17 protein-coding genes are annotated in these 20,211 nt (G+C 56.5%); 8 read left to right on the top strand and 9 right to left on the bottom strand.

The window, feature by feature from the left end; translation table 11 throughout:
* Positions 1–77 precede the first annotated feature (77 nt).
* Positions 78–1,565: a putative reverse transcriptase/maturase gene (locus KPHS_17140; protein YP_005226014.1), complete on the bottom strand. Its 1,488-nt coding sequence runs from the start codon at positions 1,563–1,565 to the stop codon at positions 78–80.
* Between the two features lie 487 nt (positions 1,566–2,052).
* Between KPHS_17140 and KPHS_17130 the strand changes: the two genes are divergently transcribed.
* Entirely contained in the window at positions 2,053–3,033 is a 981-nt protein-coding gene (locus KPHS_17130) for an integrase family protein (RefSeq protein ID YP_005226013.1), read from the top strand.
* Positions 3,034–3,155: 122 nt separating this feature from the next.
* Here the strand turns inward: KPHS_17130 and KPHS_17120 are convergent, their stop codons facing one another.
* Entirely contained in the window at positions 3,156–3,719 is a 564-nt protein-coding gene (locus KPHS_17120) for a putative DEOR-type transcriptional regulator (protein ID YP_005226012.1), read from the bottom strand.
* A gap of 82 nt (positions 3,720–3,801) precedes the next feature.
* On the opposite strand from KPHS_17120, the gene KPHS_17110 reads away from it, so the two are divergent.
* Positions 3,802–5,004 (top strand): putative DEOR-type transcriptional regulator, encoded by a 1,203-nt coding sequence (locus KPHS_17110; RefSeq protein YP_005226011.1) that lies wholly within the window; start codon positions 3,802–3,804, stop codon positions 5,002–5,004.
* Positions 5,004–5,816: a putative hydrolase gene (locus tag KPHS_17100; RefSeq protein ID YP_005226010.1), complete on the top strand. Its 813-nt coding sequence runs from the start codon at positions 5,004–5,006 to the stop codon at positions 5,814–5,816. The genes KPHS_17110 and KPHS_17100 overlap by 1 nt, the downstream gene beginning before the upstream one ends.
* 37 nt (positions 5,817–5,853) lie before the next feature.
* Here the strand turns inward: KPHS_17100 and KPHS_17090 are convergent, their stop codons facing one another.
* Positions 5,854–7,086 (bottom strand): major facilitator superfamily protein, encoded by a 1,233-nt coding sequence (locus KPHS_17090; protein YP_005226009.1) that lies wholly within the window; start codon positions 7,084–7,086, stop codon positions 5,854–5,856.
* 327 nt (positions 7,087–7,413) lie between these two features.
* Here KPHS_17090 and KPHS_17080 point away from each other — a divergent pair, with 327 nt between their 5' ends.
* Positions 7,414–8,007: an undecaprenyl pyrophosphate phosphatase gene (locus KPHS_17080; RefSeq protein ID YP_005226008.1), complete on the top strand. Its 594-nt coding sequence runs from the start codon at positions 7,414–7,416 to the stop codon at positions 8,005–8,007.
* Positions 8,008–8,108: 101 nt separating this feature from the next.
* Positions 8,109–8,867: a DNA-binding transcriptional repressor DeoR gene (locus KPHS_17070; RefSeq protein ID YP_005226007.1), complete on the top strand. Its 759-nt coding sequence runs from the start codon at positions 8,109–8,111 to the stop codon at positions 8,865–8,867.
* Between the two features lie 38 nt (positions 8,868–8,905).
* Here KPHS_17070 and KPHS_17060 read toward each other — a convergent pair whose 3' ends face one another.
* Positions 8,906–10,108, bottom strand: coding sequence for a D-alanyl-D-alanine carboxypeptidase (locus tag KPHS_17060; protein ID YP_005226006.1), 1,203 nt, complete (start codon positions 10,106–10,108; stop codon positions 8,906–8,908).
* 652 nt (positions 10,109–10,760) lie between these two features.
* Complete coding sequence (locus tag KPHS_17050; protein YP_005226005.1) at positions 10,761–10,889, bottom strand: hypothetical protein; 129 nt, start codon at positions 10,887–10,889, stop codon at positions 10,761–10,763.
* Between the two features lie 1,533 nt (positions 10,890–12,422).
* Between KPHS_17050 and KPHS_17040 the strand changes: the two genes are divergently transcribed.
* Entirely contained in the window at positions 12,423–13,049 is a 627-nt protein-coding gene (locus tag KPHS_17040) for a putative glutathione S-transferase (RefSeq protein ID YP_005226004.1), read from the top strand.
* A gap of 2 nt (positions 13,050–13,051) precedes the next feature.
* Here KPHS_17040 and KPHS_17030 read toward each other — a convergent pair whose 3' ends face one another.
* Positions 13,052–14,161, bottom strand: a complete 1,110-nt coding sequence (locus KPHS_17030) for a putative dehydrogenase (protein ID YP_005226003.1) — start codon at positions 14,159–14,161, stop codon at positions 13,052–13,054.
* Between the two features lie 115 nt (positions 14,162–14,276).
* Positions 14,277–14,660: a biofilm formation regulatory protein BssR gene (locus KPHS_17020; protein YP_005226002.1), complete on the bottom strand. Its 384-nt coding sequence runs from the start codon at positions 14,658–14,660 to the stop codon at positions 14,277–14,279.
* Positions 14,661–15,038: 378 nt separating this feature from the next.
* On the opposite strand from KPHS_17020, the gene KPHS_17010 reads away from it, so the two are divergent.
* Together KPHS_17010 and KPHS_17000 are read left to right on the top strand one after the other, a co-directional pair.
* On the top strand, positions 15,039–16,280 hold the full coding sequence (locus tag KPHS_17010) for a putative proton/sugar symporter, LacY (RefSeq protein YP_005226001.1): 1,242 nt from the start codon (positions 15,039–15,041) through the stop codon (positions 16,278–16,280).
* Between the two features lie 232 nt (positions 16,281–16,512).
* Complete coding sequence (locus tag KPHS_17000) at positions 16,513–17,838, top strand: 30S ribosomal protein S12 methylthiotransferase RimO (protein YP_005226000.1); 1,326 nt, start codon at positions 16,513–16,515, stop codon at positions 17,836–17,838.
* A 521-nt stretch (positions 17,839–18,359) separates the two neighbouring features.
* Here the strand turns inward: KPHS_17000 and KPHS_16990 are convergent.
* Both KPHS_16990 and KPHS_16980 read right to left on the bottom strand, forming a co-directional pair.
* A complete protein-coding gene (locus KPHS_16990; RefSeq protein ID YP_005225999.1) occupies positions 18,360–19,271 on the bottom strand; it encodes a putative ABC transporter permease in 912 nt (303 codons plus the stop codon).
* Between the two features lies 1 nt (position 19,272).
* The gene (locus tag KPHS_16980) at positions 19,273–20,193 is read right to left on the bottom strand and encodes a peptide ABC transporter membrane protein (RefSeq protein YP_005225998.1); all 921 of its coding nucleotides are present in this window, start codon (positions 20,191–20,193) and stop codon (positions 19,273–19,275) included.
* Positions 20,194–20,211: the final 18 nt, after the last annotated feature.

Here is a 20,211-nt window from a genome sequence, read left to right as displayed (position 1 = left end):
CAACACTGTATGTATAGCCGTCGCGGTAGGGATACCCGTTACCGGATACCCCCCGCACAGATCCCGGCGTGCGCGATTTACGCACCGGGCTCCTGCCTCGGGTGTCTGGCGGTGAACCGCTCCACAGGCCATGGATGAAGAACCCGAACCCTTGGTAGCCATGCGGCTGCCAGTTTGTTTGCTTTCGTCCAGGTCGTATCATCCTTCTGGCTCCTGCGCCTGAGCGCCCGGCGCCAGAGGTTTGTTACGTGTGTCCTGAACTTCTGCATGGTGGGGAAGTTGCCCGGTACCGAGTGATAGTTCAGGTATCCCTGAACCACTCTCCTGAGCCATTTTCCCTGTTCGGGGATTGAGTAATGCCAGCGCCTTCGCAGACCGTCTTTGATGGCTTTCAGAGTTGCCGTCATCCGATCCCGGCGGGTCTTTCGTATCAGCATGAACCTGCCGTTGCGATCTTTCCCGCTGATGTGCGTGAACCCGAGGAAGTTGAACGTTTCTGGTTTGCCTTTTCCCCTGATGGCACGGTTTTCGGCAGCGAAGCGGCCGAACTCCATCAGACGGGTTTTCTCCGGGTGAACCGTGAGTCCGAACTCCCTCAGTCTGCGCTGCATGGCTATACGGAAGCGCCGGGCATCGTATCGTTTGTCGAACCCGATGACGATGTCATCGGCGTATCTGACCATTACCACATTGCCTGTGGCATAGCGACGTCGCCACTGATGCGCCCACAGATCGAAGACGTAGTGGAGGTATATGTTTGCCAGCAGCGGTGAGATGACCGCACCCTGTGGGGTGCCTTCCTCCGTTGCTCGCCATTGACCCTCCTCCGACGTCCCGGCTGTGAGCCACTTACGTATGAGCCTGATTACCCTCCGGTCGCCGATCCGATGCTCTGTGAACCTGATCAGCCATTCGTGGCTCACCCTGTCGAAGAACTGACTGATGTCGGCATCCAGTACCCAGTTTACGTTAGTGCGTACCAGCCCTGTGGCCAGTGCGTCCAGTGCATCGTGCTGGCTTCGCCCGGGTCTGAACCCGTATGAGAACCCCATAAAGTCGTTTTCATAGACTGCGTTCAGGATTTTCACCAGCGCATACTGGACGATCTTGTCCTCCAGCGAGGCGATGCCGAGCGGGCGTTGTTTTCCATCCGCTTTTGGGATGTAGTGACGCCTGCCGGGCTGCGCCCTGTAGCTGCCCTGATGTAGCCTCCGGTGCAGATCTGTTATGTTGTTCTTCATGTTTCCGGCGTAGTCCATCCACCTGATGCCATCCACTCCGGCGGCCGCTTTCCTGCTCAGGGAGAGGAATGCGGCTTCCAGTGCTTCGACTGTCAGCAGGTGGAACAATGCTGTAAACCGTTCTTTCTTCCGCTGCTTCGCAGCTTCCCGCACGCGTGACAGCCTCTGTGACATGCTTTCCCGGCTCTGTGTCCGGCGCATGTGTGGCTGTTCCGCGTTCCCCTTGGCCCCGCTCCTTCGCTCCACTGACTCCGCTCCTTTCGGGTTGTTCGCCTGCTTCGCCGCTACTATGAGCGAGTCCGACTTCTCCTCTCCGTACATCACCGGCTATGACTCCTCGTCTTCCCGGTGCGGGCCATCTCCGACACTGGCAGATGGTCAGAGGGGAGATCTCCCGGTTCCCGCGTAGAGATCGTATTGACATGCCAGGGTCTCAGACCCCGCCGGGTCCATGTGGCACTCGCAGTATCGCACCCTATGATGTTGCCTTCCGTTAACAGTACAACGTCGGCACCCGGTAATTTAATATACATTTCGTGGCTCAATGGCTGGCCTGTCAACACCCCTGTCAACGCTTCGCCCCATACCTCGCGGTATGCAACGCATGACTCGGGGACCTTGTGGATTGCTGGTCCTTCAATGGTCGGGGACTTTCACCCCTTGATCTCTAACCGGTCTCCCGGCGCACACTGTTTTTATATACAGTTAAATTTAGCCCTCTGATATGAGGGCTTTTTTTATGGCAGTACGAAAACTCACCACAGGAAAATGGCTTTGCGAATGTTACCCCGCCGGACGTAGTGGACGTCGTGTGCGTAAACAATTCGCCACCAAAGGCGAAGCTCTGGCTTTTGAGCGTCACACGATGGAAGAAACCGAAGCAAAGCCCTGGCTGGGTGAATCAGTGGATCGTCGAACACTGAAAGACGTGGTTGAACTATGGTTCAAACTACATGGTAAATCTCTGACTGCTGGGCAGCATGTCTATGACAAATTGCTGCTGATGGTTGACGCTCTGGGCAATCCCCTTGCAACCGATCTCACATCTAAAATGTTTGCCCATTATCGAGATAAACGACTGACAGGTGAGATCTACTTCAGCGAGAAATGGAAGAAAGGAGCCAGCCCGGTCACCATTAACCTGGAGCAAAGCTATCTAAGTAGTGTTTTTAGCGAACTATCCCGTCTGGGCGAATGGTCGTATCCGAACCCACTGGAGAACATGCGAAAATTCACCATCGCAGAAAAAGAGATGGCATGGCTTACCCATGAGCAGATTGTTGAATTGCTGGCTGATTGCAAACGTCAGGACCCAATTCTGGCACTGGTAGTTAAGATATGCTTAAGCACAGGCGCACGCTGGCGTGAAGCCGTAAATCTTACCCGCTCACAGGTGACCAAATACCGAATTACCTTTGTCAGAACAAAAGGGAAGAAAAACAGAAGCATCCCTATCAGTAAAGAGCTTTACGAAGAGATCATGGCGCTTGATGGGTTCAATTTCTTCACAGACTGTTATTTTCAATTTTTATCCGTGATGGAAAAAACGTCTATCGTGCTCCCTCGCGGTCAACTCACACACGTTCTGCGCCATACGTTTGCGGCGCACTTCATGATGTCGGGTGGAAACATTCTGGCCTTACAAAAAATTCTCGGACACCACGATATAAAAATGACTATGCGTTACGCACATCTGGCACCGGATCATCTGGAAACGGCGCTCCGTTTCAATCCTCTGGCAACGCTGCCAAGAGGCGACAAAGTGGCGGCAGCGGTTGGCATTACCCCGTAATAACCACCACTGACCACCAATCTAACTTATTGTTTTTAATCTAACTTATTGTTTTCATTAACCCGTTTACATAAATGGGTTTTTTGTTGCCTGCGTTTAGCCATTCCGGGTGAAACGCCGCTTCAGCGCCCCTCTTCCTGCGCCCTCTCCCCCGCCAGCTGCCCGACCATCATGCGGATTGCCGCCTTCGACAGCGGCGCGCGGTCGGTGACAAAGTGCAAGGTCATCCCTTCAATAAAGGCGTCGAGACCGCGGGCGGTATCGGGGGCGAACCACTGCTCCAACGTCTGCTGGCTGCGCCGCATCCAGTTCTGCATCACCGCCTTCAGCGCCGGCTGACTGCTGCAGAACGCGTACAGCTGGTACATCAGCTCCATATTGCGCGCCGTGGTCACCTGGGCGCTGAAGATCAGATCCGCGATGGCATCGCAGGCTTGTTCCCGGTTCGTTACCCCGACGAAGCCTTGCTGATACTGCGCCGACATCTCGGCGGTAAACAGGCTGAACGCCTCCTCAATTAACGCCTCAATGCCGCTGAAATAGTAGGTCAGCGATCCCAGCGGCACATTCGCGCAGGTGGCGATTTTACGGTGCGTCACCGCATGGATGCCGTGCGCCGCGATGGTATCCAGCGTCGCCTGCAGGATGCGCTCGCGGCGCTGCGGATCGTTTGGTCTACGGGCCATGATTTTCCTCTTCCGGTTTATGTACAAATGTACACATACTTGCTACTGTTGTCTTCACTCTTCTCCTTTAAGGCGTTTACGGATGACGACGCAATCCTCGCGCAGAGCGCTGCAGCTTCGGCTATGGGCGCTGTTTATGTTCTTTTTCATCCCCGGCTTGTTAATGGCCTCCTGGGCCACCCGCACGCCGGCGATCCGCGATCTGTTGGCGCTATCCACCGCAGAGATGGGCGTGGTGCTGTTTGGTCTGTCGGTGGGGTCGATGAGCGGTATTCTCTGCTCGGCGTGGCTGGTGAAGCGCTTTGGCACCCGCAAGGTCATCCGCACCACCATGTCCTTCGCCGTGCTTGGCATGCTGGTGCTCAGCCTGGCGCTGTGGGTCACTTCCGCCCCGCTGTTCGCCTTCGGCCTGGCCATCTTCGGCGCCAGCTTTGGCTCTGCAGAAGTCGCTATTAACGTCGAAGGCGCGGCGATCGAGCGGGAGATGAATAAAACGGTGCTGCCGATGATGCATGGCTTCTACAGCTTTGGCACCCTGTTCGGCGCCGGGGTGGGCATGGCAGTGACCGGATTCGGTCTGCCGGCCGCCCCGCACATCCTGGCGGCTGCGCTGGTGGCTATCCTGCCCATCGCCATTGCTATCCGCGCCATTCCCGACGGCACCGGTAAAAATGCCGCCGAAGTCGCCCACGGTGAGGCGAAAGGTCTGCCGGTGTGGCGCGACGCGCAGCTGCTGCTGATCGGCGTCATTGTCCTGGCGATGGCCTTTGCCGAAGGCTCGGCCAACGACTGGCTGCCGCTGCTGATGGTGGATGGCCACGGCTTTAGCCCCACCTCCGGCTCCCTGATTTATGCCGGTTTCACCCTCGGCATGACGCTGGGCCGCTTTACCGGCGGCTGGTTTATCGATCGCTACAGCCGGGTGGCGGTGGTCCGCGGCAGCGCAGTGATGGGCGCCCTCGGCATAGGCCTGATCATCTTCGTCGATAACCCCTGGGTGGCGGGCATCTCGGTGCTGCTGTGGGGCATTGGCGCCTCGCTCGGCTTCCCGCTGACCATCTCCGCCGCCAGCGATACCGGGCCGGACGCGCCCAAGCGCGTCAGCGTGGTGGCGATCACCGGCTATCTCGCTTTCCTCGTCGGGCCGCCGCTGCTGGGTTTCCTCGGCGAACACTTCGGCCTGCGCAGCGCCATGATGGTGGTGCTGGGTCTGGTGATGGTGGCGGCGCTGGTCGCCCGCGCGGTGGCTAAGCCACAATCTGAACCCGTTATGGAGAACAGCTAATGAGCATCAAACTGATTGCGGTGGATATGGACGGCACCTTTTTAAGCGATGCCAAAACTTACAACCGGCCGCGCTTCCTCGCCCAGTACCAGCGAATGCGCGAACAGAATATTCGCTTCGTGGTCGCCAGCGGCAACCAATATTATCAGCTGATCTCCTTTTTCCCGGAGATCGCCCATCAGATCGCCTTCGTGGCGGAAAACGGCGGCTGGGTGGTGAGCGGCAATGAAGACGTCTTCAACTGCCAACTGCCGGTTCACCACTTCAACGCCGTGGTCGACCATCTGCAGACGTTGCCGAATATCGAAATCATCGCCTGCGGGAAGCGCAGCGCCTACACCCTCAATCGCTACAACGACGCGCTGAAGACGGTGGCGGCGAAGTATTATCACCGCCTTGAACTGGTGGATGATTTTAACCATCTCGATGACACCATCCTCAAATTTGGTCTCAACGTGCCAGACAGCCTGATCCCGGAAATTCAGCCGAAGCTGCACGCGGCGCTGGGGGACATGGTCACCGCGGTGGCCACCGGCTACGGCAGCATCGACTTAATTATCCCGGGTGTGCACAAAGCCAACGGGCTGCGCATTTTGCAGCAGCGCTGGGGCATTGAGGATCACGAGGTAGTGGCGTTCGGCGACAGCGGCAACGATATCGAAATGCTGCAGCACGCCGGGTTTGGCTTTGCCATGGCCAACGCCCGGGAAGACGTCAAAGCCGTCGCCCGCTATCAGGCGCCGCATAACAACGAAGAAGGTGTCCTGCAGATTATTGATAAGGTGTTGGATCGCGAAGCGCCGTTCGCCTGATAAGACCCGGATGTGAGCGCATCCGGGTTGAAAACAACTACCCCTGCTGCGAATTGCCGACGCTTTTATCTTTCAGAAAGTAAATCATCAGCCCCAGCCATAGTACCCCACCCAGCAGGTTAAACAGGCTGAACAGCCCGTTGCCGCCCAGCTCGTAAGCATGTTTGCTGAGCTCGATGCCGACGGTGAAGATCAGCATCTGCAGCATTCCCATCGCCGCCGAGACCGTGCCTTTACTCATCTCGCTGGCGAACAGGGTTAAACGCACCAGGCCGGCGTTCGCGAGGCCAATCCCGAAGGCGTAGAAGCTCAGACCGGCCGTCATCCACAGATAAGCGTGGGAAGAGACCACGGTCGCCGCCGCAGAGAGGATCAGGCCAAACATGATCGGCCAACCGCCCATGATAATCAGCGAGCGCACGGTCCGACGCGCAGTCAGGCGCGCCAGCACCAGGTTGCCGGCAATCAGCGCCCCGAAAATCGGCACCTGCAGCATGCCGTACTCATAGCTGGTGGCCTGTTCGCCGCTGATAATAATCACCGGCGACTGGGCAATCCACGCCAGCAGCGGCAGGCTGACAAAGCCAGTGGCCAGCGCGCCGGCGACGAAGCGCAGGTTCTTCAGCACCAGCCGATAGTCGCGGCCCAGCTCTTTCACCGACAGCTTTTCGCCCAGCCGCGTCGCGGTCTCCGGCATCGCCCGCTGCAGGCCGAAGAACGAGATGGCCGCCAGCACGGCGAACAGGACAAACATCATCTCCCACGGCAGGACATGCACCCAGGCGGCGCCCACCAGCGGCCCCAGCAGCGGGGCAATCAGCGCCACGTTAGCCATCAGGGCGGTGATTTTGATACACACCGCCTCCTCAAAGGACTCCTGTATCGCCGCATAGCCCACCGCGCCGATAAAGCACAGGCTGATCCCCTGCAGGAAGCGCAGCAGGGTAAACTGCTCAATGGTCTGCGCCAGCAGCGTCGCCAGGCAGGTGACGATAAACCATACTACGCCGGTCAACATCACCGGACGGCGGCCAATACGATCCGACAGCGGCCCCAGCAGCCACTGTAAAAACATGCCGCCTGCCAGATAGGCAGTCATTGAAGTAGGTACCCATTCGTTGCCCACCTGAAATTCCTGCACCACGGCTAACATGCCCGGCTGAATCATATCGTTGCCGATATAAGTGGAAAACTCGTACAGCACCAGACATAACGGGAACAACAGCGCCTGCCTTCCGAGGCGGCGGCCTGAAAGCGAATAATTTTGCATGAAATCTCTTATCTATCAAAAATCGCGCAAAGTGTAATGAAACTCCCGGCGCGGAGATAGTGAATTGTGGGTGACACCGCACAATATTACGAGCCGTGCGCCATCGTCCCGCCTCTCCCCTGTTATTCAGCCTGTGTATATATTCCGTTTATGTTTCAGCAATGTGACAAACGATATACTGACGTTTTTCAGGCTGTTAGCCGTAGACTTTATGGTAGTGGATTTCATAACAACCTGATCTTTAAGACAATGCCGCCTTTATCTCCGCACCGCTTTTATTTAGGGTAGGCGGCTTAATTGCTATCGGACCAACGAGCCTGGAAGTCTATGCTGGAAAATATTAACTATGCGCTGTTCGCCCTGCTCAACGCGACGCCTGCCTCGCCGCAGTGGGCCATTGAGATGGCGATCTTCATCGCTAAAGATCTGATTCTGATCGTGCCTCTGCTGGTGGTGACATTGTGGCTGTGGGGGCCTGCCCAGCGGCAGATGGTGTTTAAGCTGATGCTGGCGCTGACGATCAGCCTGACCGTGTCGTGGGCGATCGGCCACCTCTATCCGCACGATCGGCCGTTTGTCGCCGGCGTAGGCTATAACTTCCTGCACCACGCGGCGGACGACTCCTTCCCCAGCGACCATGGCACCGTCAGCTTTACCTTTGCCCTGGCCTTCCTGTTCTGGCATCGCCTGTGGTCCGGCGCCCTGCTGATGGCCATTGCCGCCGCCATCGCCTGGTCCCGTGTCTATCTCGGCGTGCACTGGCCGCTGGATATGGTCGGCGGGCTGCTGGCCGGGATGTGCGGCTGCCTTGGCGCGGCGCTGATCTGGCACACGTTCGGCCCGGCGCTATACCATCAGCTGCAGCGGCTGTATCGTCTCTGCTTCTCCTTGCCAATCCGCAAAGGCTGGGTGCGCGGCTAAACGCCGCCGTCGCTGCGGCCACCGCGTGACTAACCCGCAAGCGACAGGTAAAATCCCGCTAACGCCCTGCCCCCGCAGGGCGATTTTAGCGCAGAGGGAATATGGAAACTCGCCGTGACGAACGTATCAGTCAGCTCATTCAGGCACTTAAACGCAGCGATAAGCTGCATCTGAAAGAAGCCGCTTCCCTGCTTGGGGTGTCGGAAATGACCATTCGTCGCGACCTCAATGGCCACAGCGGCCCGGTTGTGCTGCTCGGCGGATACATTGTGCTGGAGCCGCGCAGCGCCACCCATTATCTGCTCAGCGATCAAAAAACCCGGCTGGTCGAGGAAAAACGCCGTGCCGCTCGCCATGCGGCCGCGCTGCTGGAGGCCCATCAGATGGCCTTCTTCGACTGCGGGACCACCACGCCGTGGATTATTGACGCCATTGACGATGCCCTGCCCTTCACCGGCGTCTGCTACTCCCTGAACACCTTTCTGGCCCTGCAGGAAAAACCCCAGTGCCGCGCGGTCCTGTGCGGTGGGGAGTTTCATGCCAGCAACGCGATTTTTATGCCGCTGAGCCTTGAGGATACCCTCAGCCATCTGAGCCCTGATATCGCCTTTTACTCGGCGGCGGGGATCGACTGCGAGCAGGGGGCGACCTGCTATAACCTGGAAGAGCTGCCGGTTAAGCACTGGGCGATGCGTCACGCGCGCTATCACGTGCTGGTGGTCGACCACAGCAAGTTTGGCAAAGTGCGTCCGGCGCGCATGGGGGCGTTAGCGAAATTTGACGTGATTGCCAGCGATATCTGCCCGGATGATGAGCTGGTCGCGCTGGCGAAGGCGCAGCAGATTTCCCTACTGTATTGAAGCGTCGCTGCCCGCGCCCCGCAGGGCGCGGGCAGGCATCAGGAGAACCAGCTGCCGAACCAGCCGTGCAGTTTCATCAGCACGAAGTCGATCATCCGGCTGAAGAAGCCGCCCTCTTTTACCGACTCCATGACAATCAGCGGACGCTGTTCAATGGTTTTATCATTTAGCTTAAAGTCGATAGTCCCGACCACCTGCCCCTTCTCCAGCGGCGCGGTAAGCTGCGGCTGATTTAAGGTATAGCTGGCTTTCAGGTTTTTCAGCTGGCCCTTCGGCAAAGTGATAGAGCCCGCCTCGCCAGCCCCCAGTTTCGCTTCATTGCTATCGCCAAACCACACGCGCTGGGTAACGAAGGTGGCATCTGGTTTAATCGGCGTCACGGTTTCAAAGAAGCGGAAGCCCCAGGTCAGCAGTTTTTCTGACTCGTTAAAGCGAATGCGGTCGGTTTTGGTCCCCAGCACCACGGCGATCAAACGCATATCACCCTGAGTGGCCGAGGAGACGAGGTTATAGCCGGCCCCGGCGGTGGTCCCGGTTTTCACGCCATCGGCGTTGAGGTTGCTGCTCCACAGCAGGCGGTTGCGGTTCGGCTGGCGAATTTTATTGAAAGTGAACTCTTTCTCTTTATGTACCGCGTACTCTTCCGGTACGTCGTGGATCAGCGCTTTGGTCAGCAGCGCCATATCGCGGGCGGTGCTGAACTGCCCCGGCGCGTCAAGGCCGTGGACGGTCATAAAGGTGGTGTTGGTCAGCCCCATCTTTTTGGCGTAGCCGTTCATCAGGCTAACGAAAGCGTCCTGGCTGCCCGCTACGTAGTCAGCAATCGCAATGCTGGCGTCGTTACCGGACTGAATGATGACCCCTTTGTTCAGATCTTCTACGGAAACCTGCATGCCAGGCTTGAGGAACATCACCGATGAGCCGCGCAGCGCCGGGTTGCCGGTCGCCCAGGCATCGCGCCCAACGGTCACCATATCGGTCAGTTTGATTTTTCCCGCTTTTATTGCCTGCCCTACCACGTAGCTGGTCATGATCTTCGTCAGACTGGCCGGGTCGAGTTTTTCATCGGCATTGCCTTCGCTGAGCACCTTCCCGCTGGCATAGTCCATCAGGATCCAGGCGCGAGCGTCAATTGAAGGGGCGTCGGGGAGTTGTTCCGCAGCCTGCACCGCAGGTGCGACAAGAAATAACAGCGCGCAACCTGCCGCGAGGCCGCGAAGGGAAAAAGCGTCATGCATCATAAGAGCCACCCAAGTATCCTTTCCAAACAAAATATGCCGCGCCACTCTGACCGCGCCGCAGCAACCGGTGAGTAAAGCGTACAAATGACCTTAAAGAAACAGCGAGTTGGTAAAGTTTTTAAAGTTTACGCAATAACATGCCGCTGTGCTTTAATCAGAACAATTTTTTTGATCGTAATCGCCTTAATGTTAACTTTATTATGGCAAGAAAAAAATCGCCTTTCAAAACCAATTAGTCACCGAAATTTCAATGACATAGCTAACTTGTCTTCGGGAAAAATGCTACTAAAGAGACGTCGCGAGCGTGTCTTTCATCGTGGTTTGCCTGGTCATAGATTCACATTATGGCGGGGCCGTGTGGGGTAAGCGAAAGCCTGGCCAGTGATATCCAGTCGCCTCGCCCCTACCCCCTTCACCTGAGAACCGGGGATGGTTGTTACTGCTGATACCCTTCACAAAACTCAAAATGTCGGCCCGGTTGCATTCCATGAGGCCCAGTTCAACTTCCGAACTCACAATAACCACATCTGGCTTGCTGCTGTAGAAGTCTCAGACGCTTAAATATAAACCTGAAGGTTCTGTAGGCCGTATTTACGCCTGAAATGCAGTTGAGAACTCCCGGGCTATGCTTGAGACGGTCATTACGCCCGTCTCAGGAAATTAGCAACAACGCCCGCACTTTTCTCTCCATCGGGCCTGCCTGATCGCCATGTTCAGCAAGGCTTCGATTGCCATAGCATTCCGCCGATGGAGGCGCAATATCCTTGATAAAGGATATCAATCAGCTATCCCCTCTATACGCCACCATCAGGGATTGAGGTCAGGAAGGGAGAGCCTCCCGCTAATGATATGAATTATTCGCCCACTGGATAAGCAGGCAGACGGCTTCCCTGTTTTAGTCGGCATATCGGTAAAAAATAGTTTATCGGGCTATTTTCACTTTCCGTATTACACAAGTAAGAAAAATAGCACATCGATACGGATGGATTCCTGGTCATTAAATACAGTATAGTTTCCCCTGCAATCTTTATGGAAGCGGGTAGCTCACCCGCAGTTATTCCATAAATTAAGATTCGCATATTGTGTTGAAAATGGCATATCCCTTTATGCGTGTAATTACACCCCAGCCTGTCGCTGGGCTTTTTTTTTCAAGGCGACTCTGGATCGTGATAAATTTTACAAATACATTCATAACAGCGCATCCACAGCCGTGGCCTTTACAGAAGTATTGCTCTCAAAACCCCGGGCCGCTCTGATTCTGTTGCCCGTTATTAATCACGCCGGTTTGATGAAAAGATTAACATCTCTTCCCGGGTAATCTCCTACCCTTCTCGTCCGATGCCATATCGAGCTCTACGACTCGCTCTTCCAGACTGCAGTTCGCCAGTGCTTCTTTTATCCCTATTTCGTTTTGCAGGGATGTTTTGATAGCACCGCGATAGTATGCTGGCCATCCTTATCAGTCATTCATTTTAACCGCCTTTTTCAAATCCTTCCGGGGAAAGTAAAGTCCTCTACCAGGCTCTGCTCGTTTAACGCTATAGATTCAAATACTGATTATTGCATTATATACCACTTACCCCCGCAGTGATTACCCAGGTAAGATAAATAGCACAAAAGTAAGGGTGGATTCCTGGTTATTTAATACAGTATATTTCCCATGTAGTCTGTATGGAAGTTGATGGTTACCTTTGGTTAACCCATACTTCGAGACTCGAATATTATCTTGAGAACAGCATGCAACCCTGAGTAAATTTACTCCCCAGTGCCAGTCACTGGGTTTTTTTTGCTATTTTTCAGAATATCTTCCAGCCAGTCGGCGCCTCTCATGGTCTATTTTTTCTGGGTGGGATGAGAAAGATGTATATCCGATCGATAAAAACAACAGTTCATCCCTGTAAAAAAAATAATTCTTTCACTGACTTTCTATTTATTAATATTAACCTGTGTTCCTCAGATGATTGCGATGCAATAATCAGCATCAAATTATACCCTCAGGCGACATTGAGATTTTAACCGAGACGGAGAGGGAGCGTTTTTATAGATGCACGCCTAATTTAAAGCTTTAATTATCAATAAGATACACCATATTCACGCCCTTTCCTTCGTAGCGTAACACCCGATAGATATTACTCCTGTAAAATAGTAAAAGCACTTTCCGGGCCCTGTGACCCAGGAGTGCCCCTGGCTGAAGGGAGTAAGCATAAAAACCTTTAATAACAGCCAAATAAAAAAGCTTGCCGGATTTTTAACTTTATCCCAACATGATCGCCGATCGCGCTGCAACGGCAGTGAAACAAACTCAGGAGCGAAAATGATTACACTGTGGGGACGTAATAACTCGACCAACGTGAAGAAAGTACGCTGGGTGCTGGAGGAGCTGGATCTGCCTTATCAGCAGATCCTCGCCGGGCTGGAGTTTGGTCTCAACCATGACCCGGAATATCTGGCGATGAACCCGAACGGGCTGGTGCCGCTGTTAAAGGACGATGCCACCGGGGTGGTAGTGTGGGAATCAAATACGATTATTCGCTACCTGGCGGCCCAGTATGGCGTTGACCGTCTGTGGCTTGCCGCGCCGGCGCAGCGCGCGCAAGGGGAAAAGTGGATGGATTGGTCCAACGGCACCCTCTCACCCGCCCATCGCCCGGTATTAATGGGCCTGGTGAGAACGCCGCCGGAGCAGCGCGACCCGGCGGCCATCGCCGCGGGGATCAGCGCCTGCGAAGCGCTGTTCGCCATGCTGGATGACGAACTGGCCAAAATGCCGTGGCTCTCCGGCGAGCAGTTCGGCCTTGGCGATATTGCCGTCGCTCCCTTCGTCTACAATCTGTTGTCGATCCTCGACAGCTGGCAACCGCGGCCCCATCTGCAGCGCTGGTATCAGCAGATTAGCCAACGTCCTGCCTGGCGCGAAGTAGTGCAGATCCCGGTGACCTGAGGCTAAGCCTCGGGACTCAACCGCAATAGCTCGCCGTTAGACTCGTCGGTTAAAACGTACAGATAGCCGTCGGGTCCCACGCGAACATCGCGGATGCGTTTTCCGCGCGCCTCCAGTAATCTCCCCTCCTCGCGGACCTGATTACCGTCCACCGCCAGGACAATCAGCGATGTCTCCTTCAGCGCGCCGATAAACAGCTTATGCTGCCACTGGGGAAAGGTCGGCGCCGAATAAAAGGCCATCCCGCTCACCCCGGGAGAGACCGGCCAGACATACAGGGGAGGTTCGGTCCCCGGAACCGTTTTGCCTTTTGCTTCCGGAATGGGCAGGCCGCTGTAGTTAATACCGTGCGTCGCCAGCGGCCAGCCGTAATTTTTCCCCGCCTGCGGAATATTAATTTCATCTCCGCCGCGCGGGCCATGCTCGTTCAGCCACAGCGCCTCGCTCCAGGGATTCATCGCCATGCCCTGCGGATTACGGATGCCGTAAGCCCAGATCTCCGGCCTGGCGTCAGCCCGGCCGACAAAAGGGTTATCCGGCGGTACACCTCCGGTCTCCGTCAGGCGGACCACTTTCCCCTGCAGCTTGCTGAGATCCTGGGCGGTGGCACGCTGATTATTTTCGCCCAGCCCGATAAACACATATCCTTTGCCGTCGAACACCAGCCTGCCGCCAAAATGATTGCCGACGGAGAGCTTCGGCTGCTGGCGAAAGACCACGGTAAAGTTCGTCAGCTGCGTGGCATCCTCGCTCAACCGCCCATAGCCCACCGCGGTGCCCGCCTTACCGCTGGCGTCGCTTTCCGCATAGCTCAGCCACACCCGCCGCGACTGGGCGAAATCCGGGGCCAGCGCCACGTCCAGTAGGCCACCCTGGCCGTTGGCCCATACCTGCGGCACGCCGGCTATCGGCGCCGACAGACCTTTACCCGGCTGCCAGCGCTTGAGCTCGCCGCCGCGCAGGGTGATCAGTATGCCCTGATCGTCAGGCAGAAAGGCCATGCCCCACGGCTGGGCCAGCCGGTTTTGCAATACCTCCACCCGCACCGCGGCCCGGCTCAGGGCTGGTAGCGCTAAGGCGCTCAATATCAACAGCAGTGGGATCGGACGCATGGCATTCTCCTTTCGTCAGCTCTGGGCTAAAGGGTAGCCAGCGGGGAAATTTGCGCGGGGATTTTTACATAACCTTTAACAGGGGAAGCGTTCACTTCCCCTGGGTTTCAGCCGATCAGGCATGAGTGATTGGCGCCAATTTATTCAATTTATGAATATTTGAGGTCAATCCTGTCAGACAGCGTTCTAGCTTCTCTACGTTAACAGCGATGTATAGCGGACAATCATGATGCCCGCTCATCAGGCATAGTGCAGCGGCGGCGACCGATTCGCCGGCCAGGCGAAGGACATCCCTCTCCTCCGGTGAAATGGCATTCTGCAGGCGCGGCGCCTGCGCACGCATTTCACGGCAAAGCTCAAACAAGTTATCACGCAGATGGTCATTTTCGCTGACTGACATGTAGCCTTTGGCCTTTCGCAGTTGCAGATAGGCGTCAATATCGATATTGGCGTTAATAAGCTTCTGCAGAAGGTGGCGGTATAGTCTGTCAACGGTCATCACGGTTCCTCCTCTGTCGTCCTTTACCCTTTCCATAATACGGTTATTTTTTGTGCAAAATGATGCGCCAGGTCAATAATCCCCAGTTCTTTAACATCATTTACAATGTGGCAACTTTAACGCATTGTAGGGTGTATAACAAAAACAATGTTATACGATCACAATTAATTTCAATCTGAAATTAACAAACAGAAAATGGCAATAAGAGACAAAATTAGTGCAGCAATGATCACAATACCTCATATGACCTGTTGCACCATCGTCAATTAGGATGTCATAACAAATAATTAATGTAATACGTATAACATGTCAAGAAAACAGCGAACGCGGCCCGCGGATCGCTGAAATTCTCTCTGCCCATTTGCAAGGAACTGAAACATGACGTCCGGTAAAAGAAACTACCTTCTGTTGAGTCTTTTCGATTTCCTCTACCTGTTCGCCTGGTCGTCGACCATGGCTTTCTTCGTTATCTGGACCACCCAGCATCTTGGCATCAGCGCCACGAAGACCGGGCTGCTTTACTCGGTCAACGCCTTTATCGCCCTGCTGATGCAGCCTTTCTTCGGCTTTATCTCTGACAAGTTCGGCCTGAAAAAACGGCTTATCTGGCTGCTGGTCGCCCTGCTCCTGCCGGTGGGCCCCTTCTTTATCTACGTTTACGCGCCGCTGCTGGTGCACAACTTTTGGTTTGGCGCCTTGCTGGGAGGGATCTATCTGGGGATCATCTTTAACTCCGGCTGCGGAGTAATCGACTCTTATATCGATAAGATTTCCCGGCGCTATCAGTTCGAATATGGTCGTGTGCGGATGTGGGGCTCGTTAGGCTGGGCAGCGGCGGCCTGGATTGTGGGTAAATATATCGACAGCAATCCTAATCTGGCCTTCTGGCTCGCCAGCCTCGCCATTGTCATCGCCGCCATCTGCTTTATGCTAACCAAAATTGAATTAACCGACGCCGATGTGGCGCGAAGCGAATCGCTGAAGGTCTCTCATGCCCTTGAGCTGGCGAAGAATGGTCAGTTCTGGATGCTGCTGCTCTTTACCCTGTTCGTCACGCAGATTTACGACACCTACGATCAGCAGTTTGCCCAGTACTTCTCGCTACAGTTCCCGACGCCGGAGGAAGGCAACCGCTGGTACGGGATCCTCGCGTCTATTCAGGTCTGCGGTGAAACCCTGTTCCTCTGCCTGATGCCATGGTTTGTTAACCGGACCGGCGCCAAATGGGCGCTGATCATCGCCGGGCTGATCATGTCGGTACGTATTGTCGGCTCAGCCGTGCCCCTCGGCCCGGTGTGGATTGGTGCGGTGAAAATGATGCATGCTCTGGAGAAGCCGTTGATTCTGGTATCGGTCTTTAAATTCATCGCCGCCAACTTCGACCACAAGCTCTCTTCGACGGTCTATTTGCTGGTGCTGTTCGTCGCCTCGATCGCCACCGCCATTTACTCTCCGCTGGCAGGCTATCTGTACGATACCATTGGCTTCGCCAACACCTATCTGATTCTCGGCAGCGTCGCCGGGCTCTTTACCCTGATCTCTATTTTCACGCTGCAGGATAAGCGCGAGCCGAAAAAAACCGGCGCCACGCCCTCCGCAGCCATTAACCCGGCGCAATAAGTCTCTGCCCGGCAGCCACGCCGGGCTTGAGCCGCCTGTGCGCACGGCTTGTCAGAAGCGTGTCCCGCCCCTCTGCTCCGGGGCGTGTGGGATCCGCTCTGGCGGTGGGGGGCGTAAAAGACAGGTCGGGGGCGCTTTTTCACCATTAACCGCGACGGAGCTATACTCTTTTTCGCAAAGATCTGTAGAATTCCTGCCCTGACCATTCCAATAATTGAACACTTTTTAAGCTATGAGCAATGTCACGCATCAGCCGAAAATCGGCTTCGTCTCCCTGGGCTGCCCGAAAAACCTCGTGGACTCAGAGCGTATCCTGACCGAACTGCGCACCGAAGGTTATGACGTCGTACCGACCTACGACAACGCCGATATGGTGATCGTTAACACCTGCGGCTTTATTGATAGCGCTGTGCAGGAATCGCTGGAAGCGATCGGCGAAGCGTTGAAAGAGAACGGCAAGGTAATCGTCACCGGCTGTCTCGGCGCGAAAGAGGATCAGATCCGCGAAGTGCATCCGAAGGTGCTGGAGATCACCGGTCCGCACAGCTATGAGCAGGTGCTGGAGCATGTCCACCATTATACGCCGAAGCCGAAGCACAACCCGTTCCTGAGCCTGGTGCCGGAACAGGGGGTTAAGCTGACGCCGCGCCACTACGCCTACTTAAAAATCTCTGAAGGCTGCAACCATCGCTGCACCTTCTGCATCATCCCGTCCATGCGTGGCGATCTGGTGAGCCGTCCGATTGGCGAAGTGCTGGCCGAAGCCAAACGCCTCGCTGACGCCGGCGTGAAAGAGCTGCTGGTGATTTCGCAGGACACCTCCGCCTACGGCGTCGACGTCAAGCACCGCACCGGCTTCCACAACGGTATGCCGGTGAAGACCAGCATGGTCAGTCTGTGCGAAGAGCTGGCGAAGCTCGGCATCTGGGTGCGCCTGCACTATGTCTATCCGTACCCGCACGTTGACGATGTGATCCCGCTGATGGCGGAAGGCAAGATTCTGCCGTACCTCGATATTCCGCTGCAGCACGCCAGCCCGCGTATTCTGAAGCTGATGAAGCGTCCAGGTTCTGCGGACCGTCAGCTGGCGCGCATTAAGCAGTGGCGTGAAATTTGCCCGGATCTGACCCTGCGCTCCACTTTTATTGTGGGCTTCCCGGGCGAAACGGAAGAAGATTTCCAGATGCTGCTCGACTTCCTGAAAGAGGCGCGTCTCGACCGCGTCGGCTGCTTCAAGTACAGCCCGGTTGAAGGCGCTACCGCCAACGAGCTGGCGGACCAGGTGCCGGAAGAGGTGAAAGAAGAGCGCTGGAACCGCTTTATGCAGCTGCAGCAGCAGATCTCTGCCGAGCGTCTGCAGGAGAAAGTGGGGCGCGAAATCCTGGTGCTGGTAGATGAAGTTGATGAAGAAGGCGCCATTGGCCGCAGCATGGCCGACGCTCCGGAAATCGACGGCGCGGTGTACCTGAACGGCGAAACCCGCGTTAAGCCGGGCGACGTGGTGCGGGTGAAAGTCGAGCACGCCGACGAATACGACCTGTGGGGTACCCGGGTCTAGTCCAGCTTCCCGGATAGCGGCTTAGCGCATTCCACGGCCTACGGGGTCCTCCCGTAGGCTCATCCCCCCAGGCCCGCGCAAGCGCAGCGCCGCCGGGTAATTTATCAGTCATCATGCCTTCATATTGCCGGGTGGCGGCTAACGTCTTACCCGGCCTACAGTTCGTGCGGCCTGCCGTTAATTTATTCACCATTGTTGCTGAAACTGCCGGTGCTGGCGGCCTCAACATCGCTGAGACGTTCCCGAAAGGCAGGGGCAGGCCGCATGGATGCGGGCTGAGGGCCGTGTTTTGCAGGGACGCTGCTTCGGCCCAACCCGAAGCCTGCAGGGATAAGTCGAAGGCACCACGCAGTGGCGATGTTGCTGGCCGGAGCCCGGGGGTACAGGGGGCGGCGGCGACTGGCCGCCCCCTGTGCGCTCCCTGCGCCATAAGAGACATAACGCAGACGATTAACCGGGAGCGCAAACTACGCTGAAGCCGCAGATAACATAAAGGACTCCCGGCGGAGCTTTCCCTCATCCTACCCCTTTAACTTCGGATCCAGCGCATCGCGCAGGCCATCTCCCAGCAGATTAAACGCCAGCACGGTCACGAAAATCGCCACCGCCGGAAAGAGCGCCACGTGCGGAGACATCACCATATCCGCCCGCGCTTCGTTGAGCATCGCGCCCCACTCCGGGGTGGGCGGCTGCGCGCCGAGGCCGAGAAACGACAGACTGGCCGCCGAAATAATCGATACCCCAATGCGCATGGTGAAATAAACCACGATCGATGACACCGTCCCCGGCAGAATATGGTTGAACAGAATGGTGGCGTCGCTGGCGCCGATGCTGCGCGCCGATTCAATAAAGGTCTGCTGCTTCAGAACCAGCGTATTGCCGCGCACCAGACGAGCAAACGCCGGGATCGAGAAGATCGCCACGGCGATGATCACGTTGGCCATCCCGCTGCCCATGACGGCGACCACCGCGATCGCCAGCAGGATCCCCGGAAAGGCGAACAACACGTCGCAAAGTCGCATAATGAGCCGGTCCCACCAGCCCTCATAGTAGCCAGCCAGCAGCCCAAGCACCGTGCCGATGGCCGCGCCAATCAGCACCGCCAGTACCCCGGCGGCCAGCGAGATCTGCGCCCCGACCAGCACCCGGCTGAAAATATCCCGTCCCAGGGAGTCGACTCCGAACCAGTGCACCAGCGAAGGTCCCTCGTTCAGACGGTCGTAGTCGAAATAATTTTCCGCATCGTACGGCGCTATCCATGGGGCAACGATGGCTACCGCAATCAGCAACAGCACGAAAATACCAGCGCCCATCGCCACCGGCTGGCGACGAAAGCGCCGCCAGAACTCATGCCAGGGGGTATGGATCTCGCCGGGTCTGATGCCCGGCATGGCGTTCAGCGCCGCCTGCCTTCTCCAGTTAAGCAATCGCACCTTACTTATACCTGATAGCCGGGTTTATGGCCGCGTACAGCACATCCACCACTAAATTGATAAGAATAAACTCCAGCGAAAAGAGCAGCACTTCCGCCTGAATCACCGGATAATCGCGCATCTCCACCGAATCGACCAGCAAGCGCCCAAGCCCCGGCCAGTTAAACACCTTCTCCACAACGATCGACCCGCCGAGCAGAAAGCCGAACTGCAGCCCCATCATGGTCACCACCGGGATCATCGCATTGCGCAGACCATGCTTGAGCACCACCCTCGTTTCGCTCACCCCCTTCGCCCGGGCGGTACGCATATAGTCTTCATGCAGCACATCGACGAATGACGCGCGGGTAAAGCGCGCCATGACCGCCGCCACCGCCGCGCCAAGGGTCAACGACGGCAAAATATAGTGCCGCCAGCTGTCGGCCCCCACCGTCGGCAGCCAGCCCAGCTCAACCGAAAACACCTGCATCAGCAGCATACCAAGGGCAAAAGCCGGAAACGAAATGCCGCTCACCGCCAGCGCCATTCCCAGACGGTCGGGCCAGCGATTGCGCCACACCGCGGCCGCAATCCCCGCCGCCATCCCGAACAGTACCGCCCAGCTCATGCTGGCCAGCGTCAGCCACAGCGTGGGCATAAAGCGACTGGCTATCTCACTGGCAACGGGACGCCGCGAGGCCATGGAAATGCCAAAATCGCCGCGCAGCACGTTGGTGATGTAGTGCCAGAACTGGACATGCAGCGGCTGGTCAAGCCCCAGCTGCTGGCGCACCATCGCCACCACCTGGGCATCGGCCTCAGGTCCGGCAATCAGCCGCGCCGGGTCACCGGGCAGCATATGGACGAACAGAAACACCAGCACCGCGACGATAAGCAGAGTAGGGATCAGGCCCAGCAGGCGCTTAATCACATAATTCAGCATCGCTCCCTCCCATTCCGG

The sequence above is a fragment of the Klebsiella pneumoniae subsp. pneumoniae HS11286 genome (assembly GCF_000240185.1).
GTDB lineage: Bacteria > Pseudomonadota > Gammaproteobacteria > Enterobacterales > Enterobacteriaceae > Klebsiella > Klebsiella pneumoniae.
Note: the sequence above shows the minus strand (reverse complement) of the source record. Positions and strands in the feature narration are given on the sequence as shown.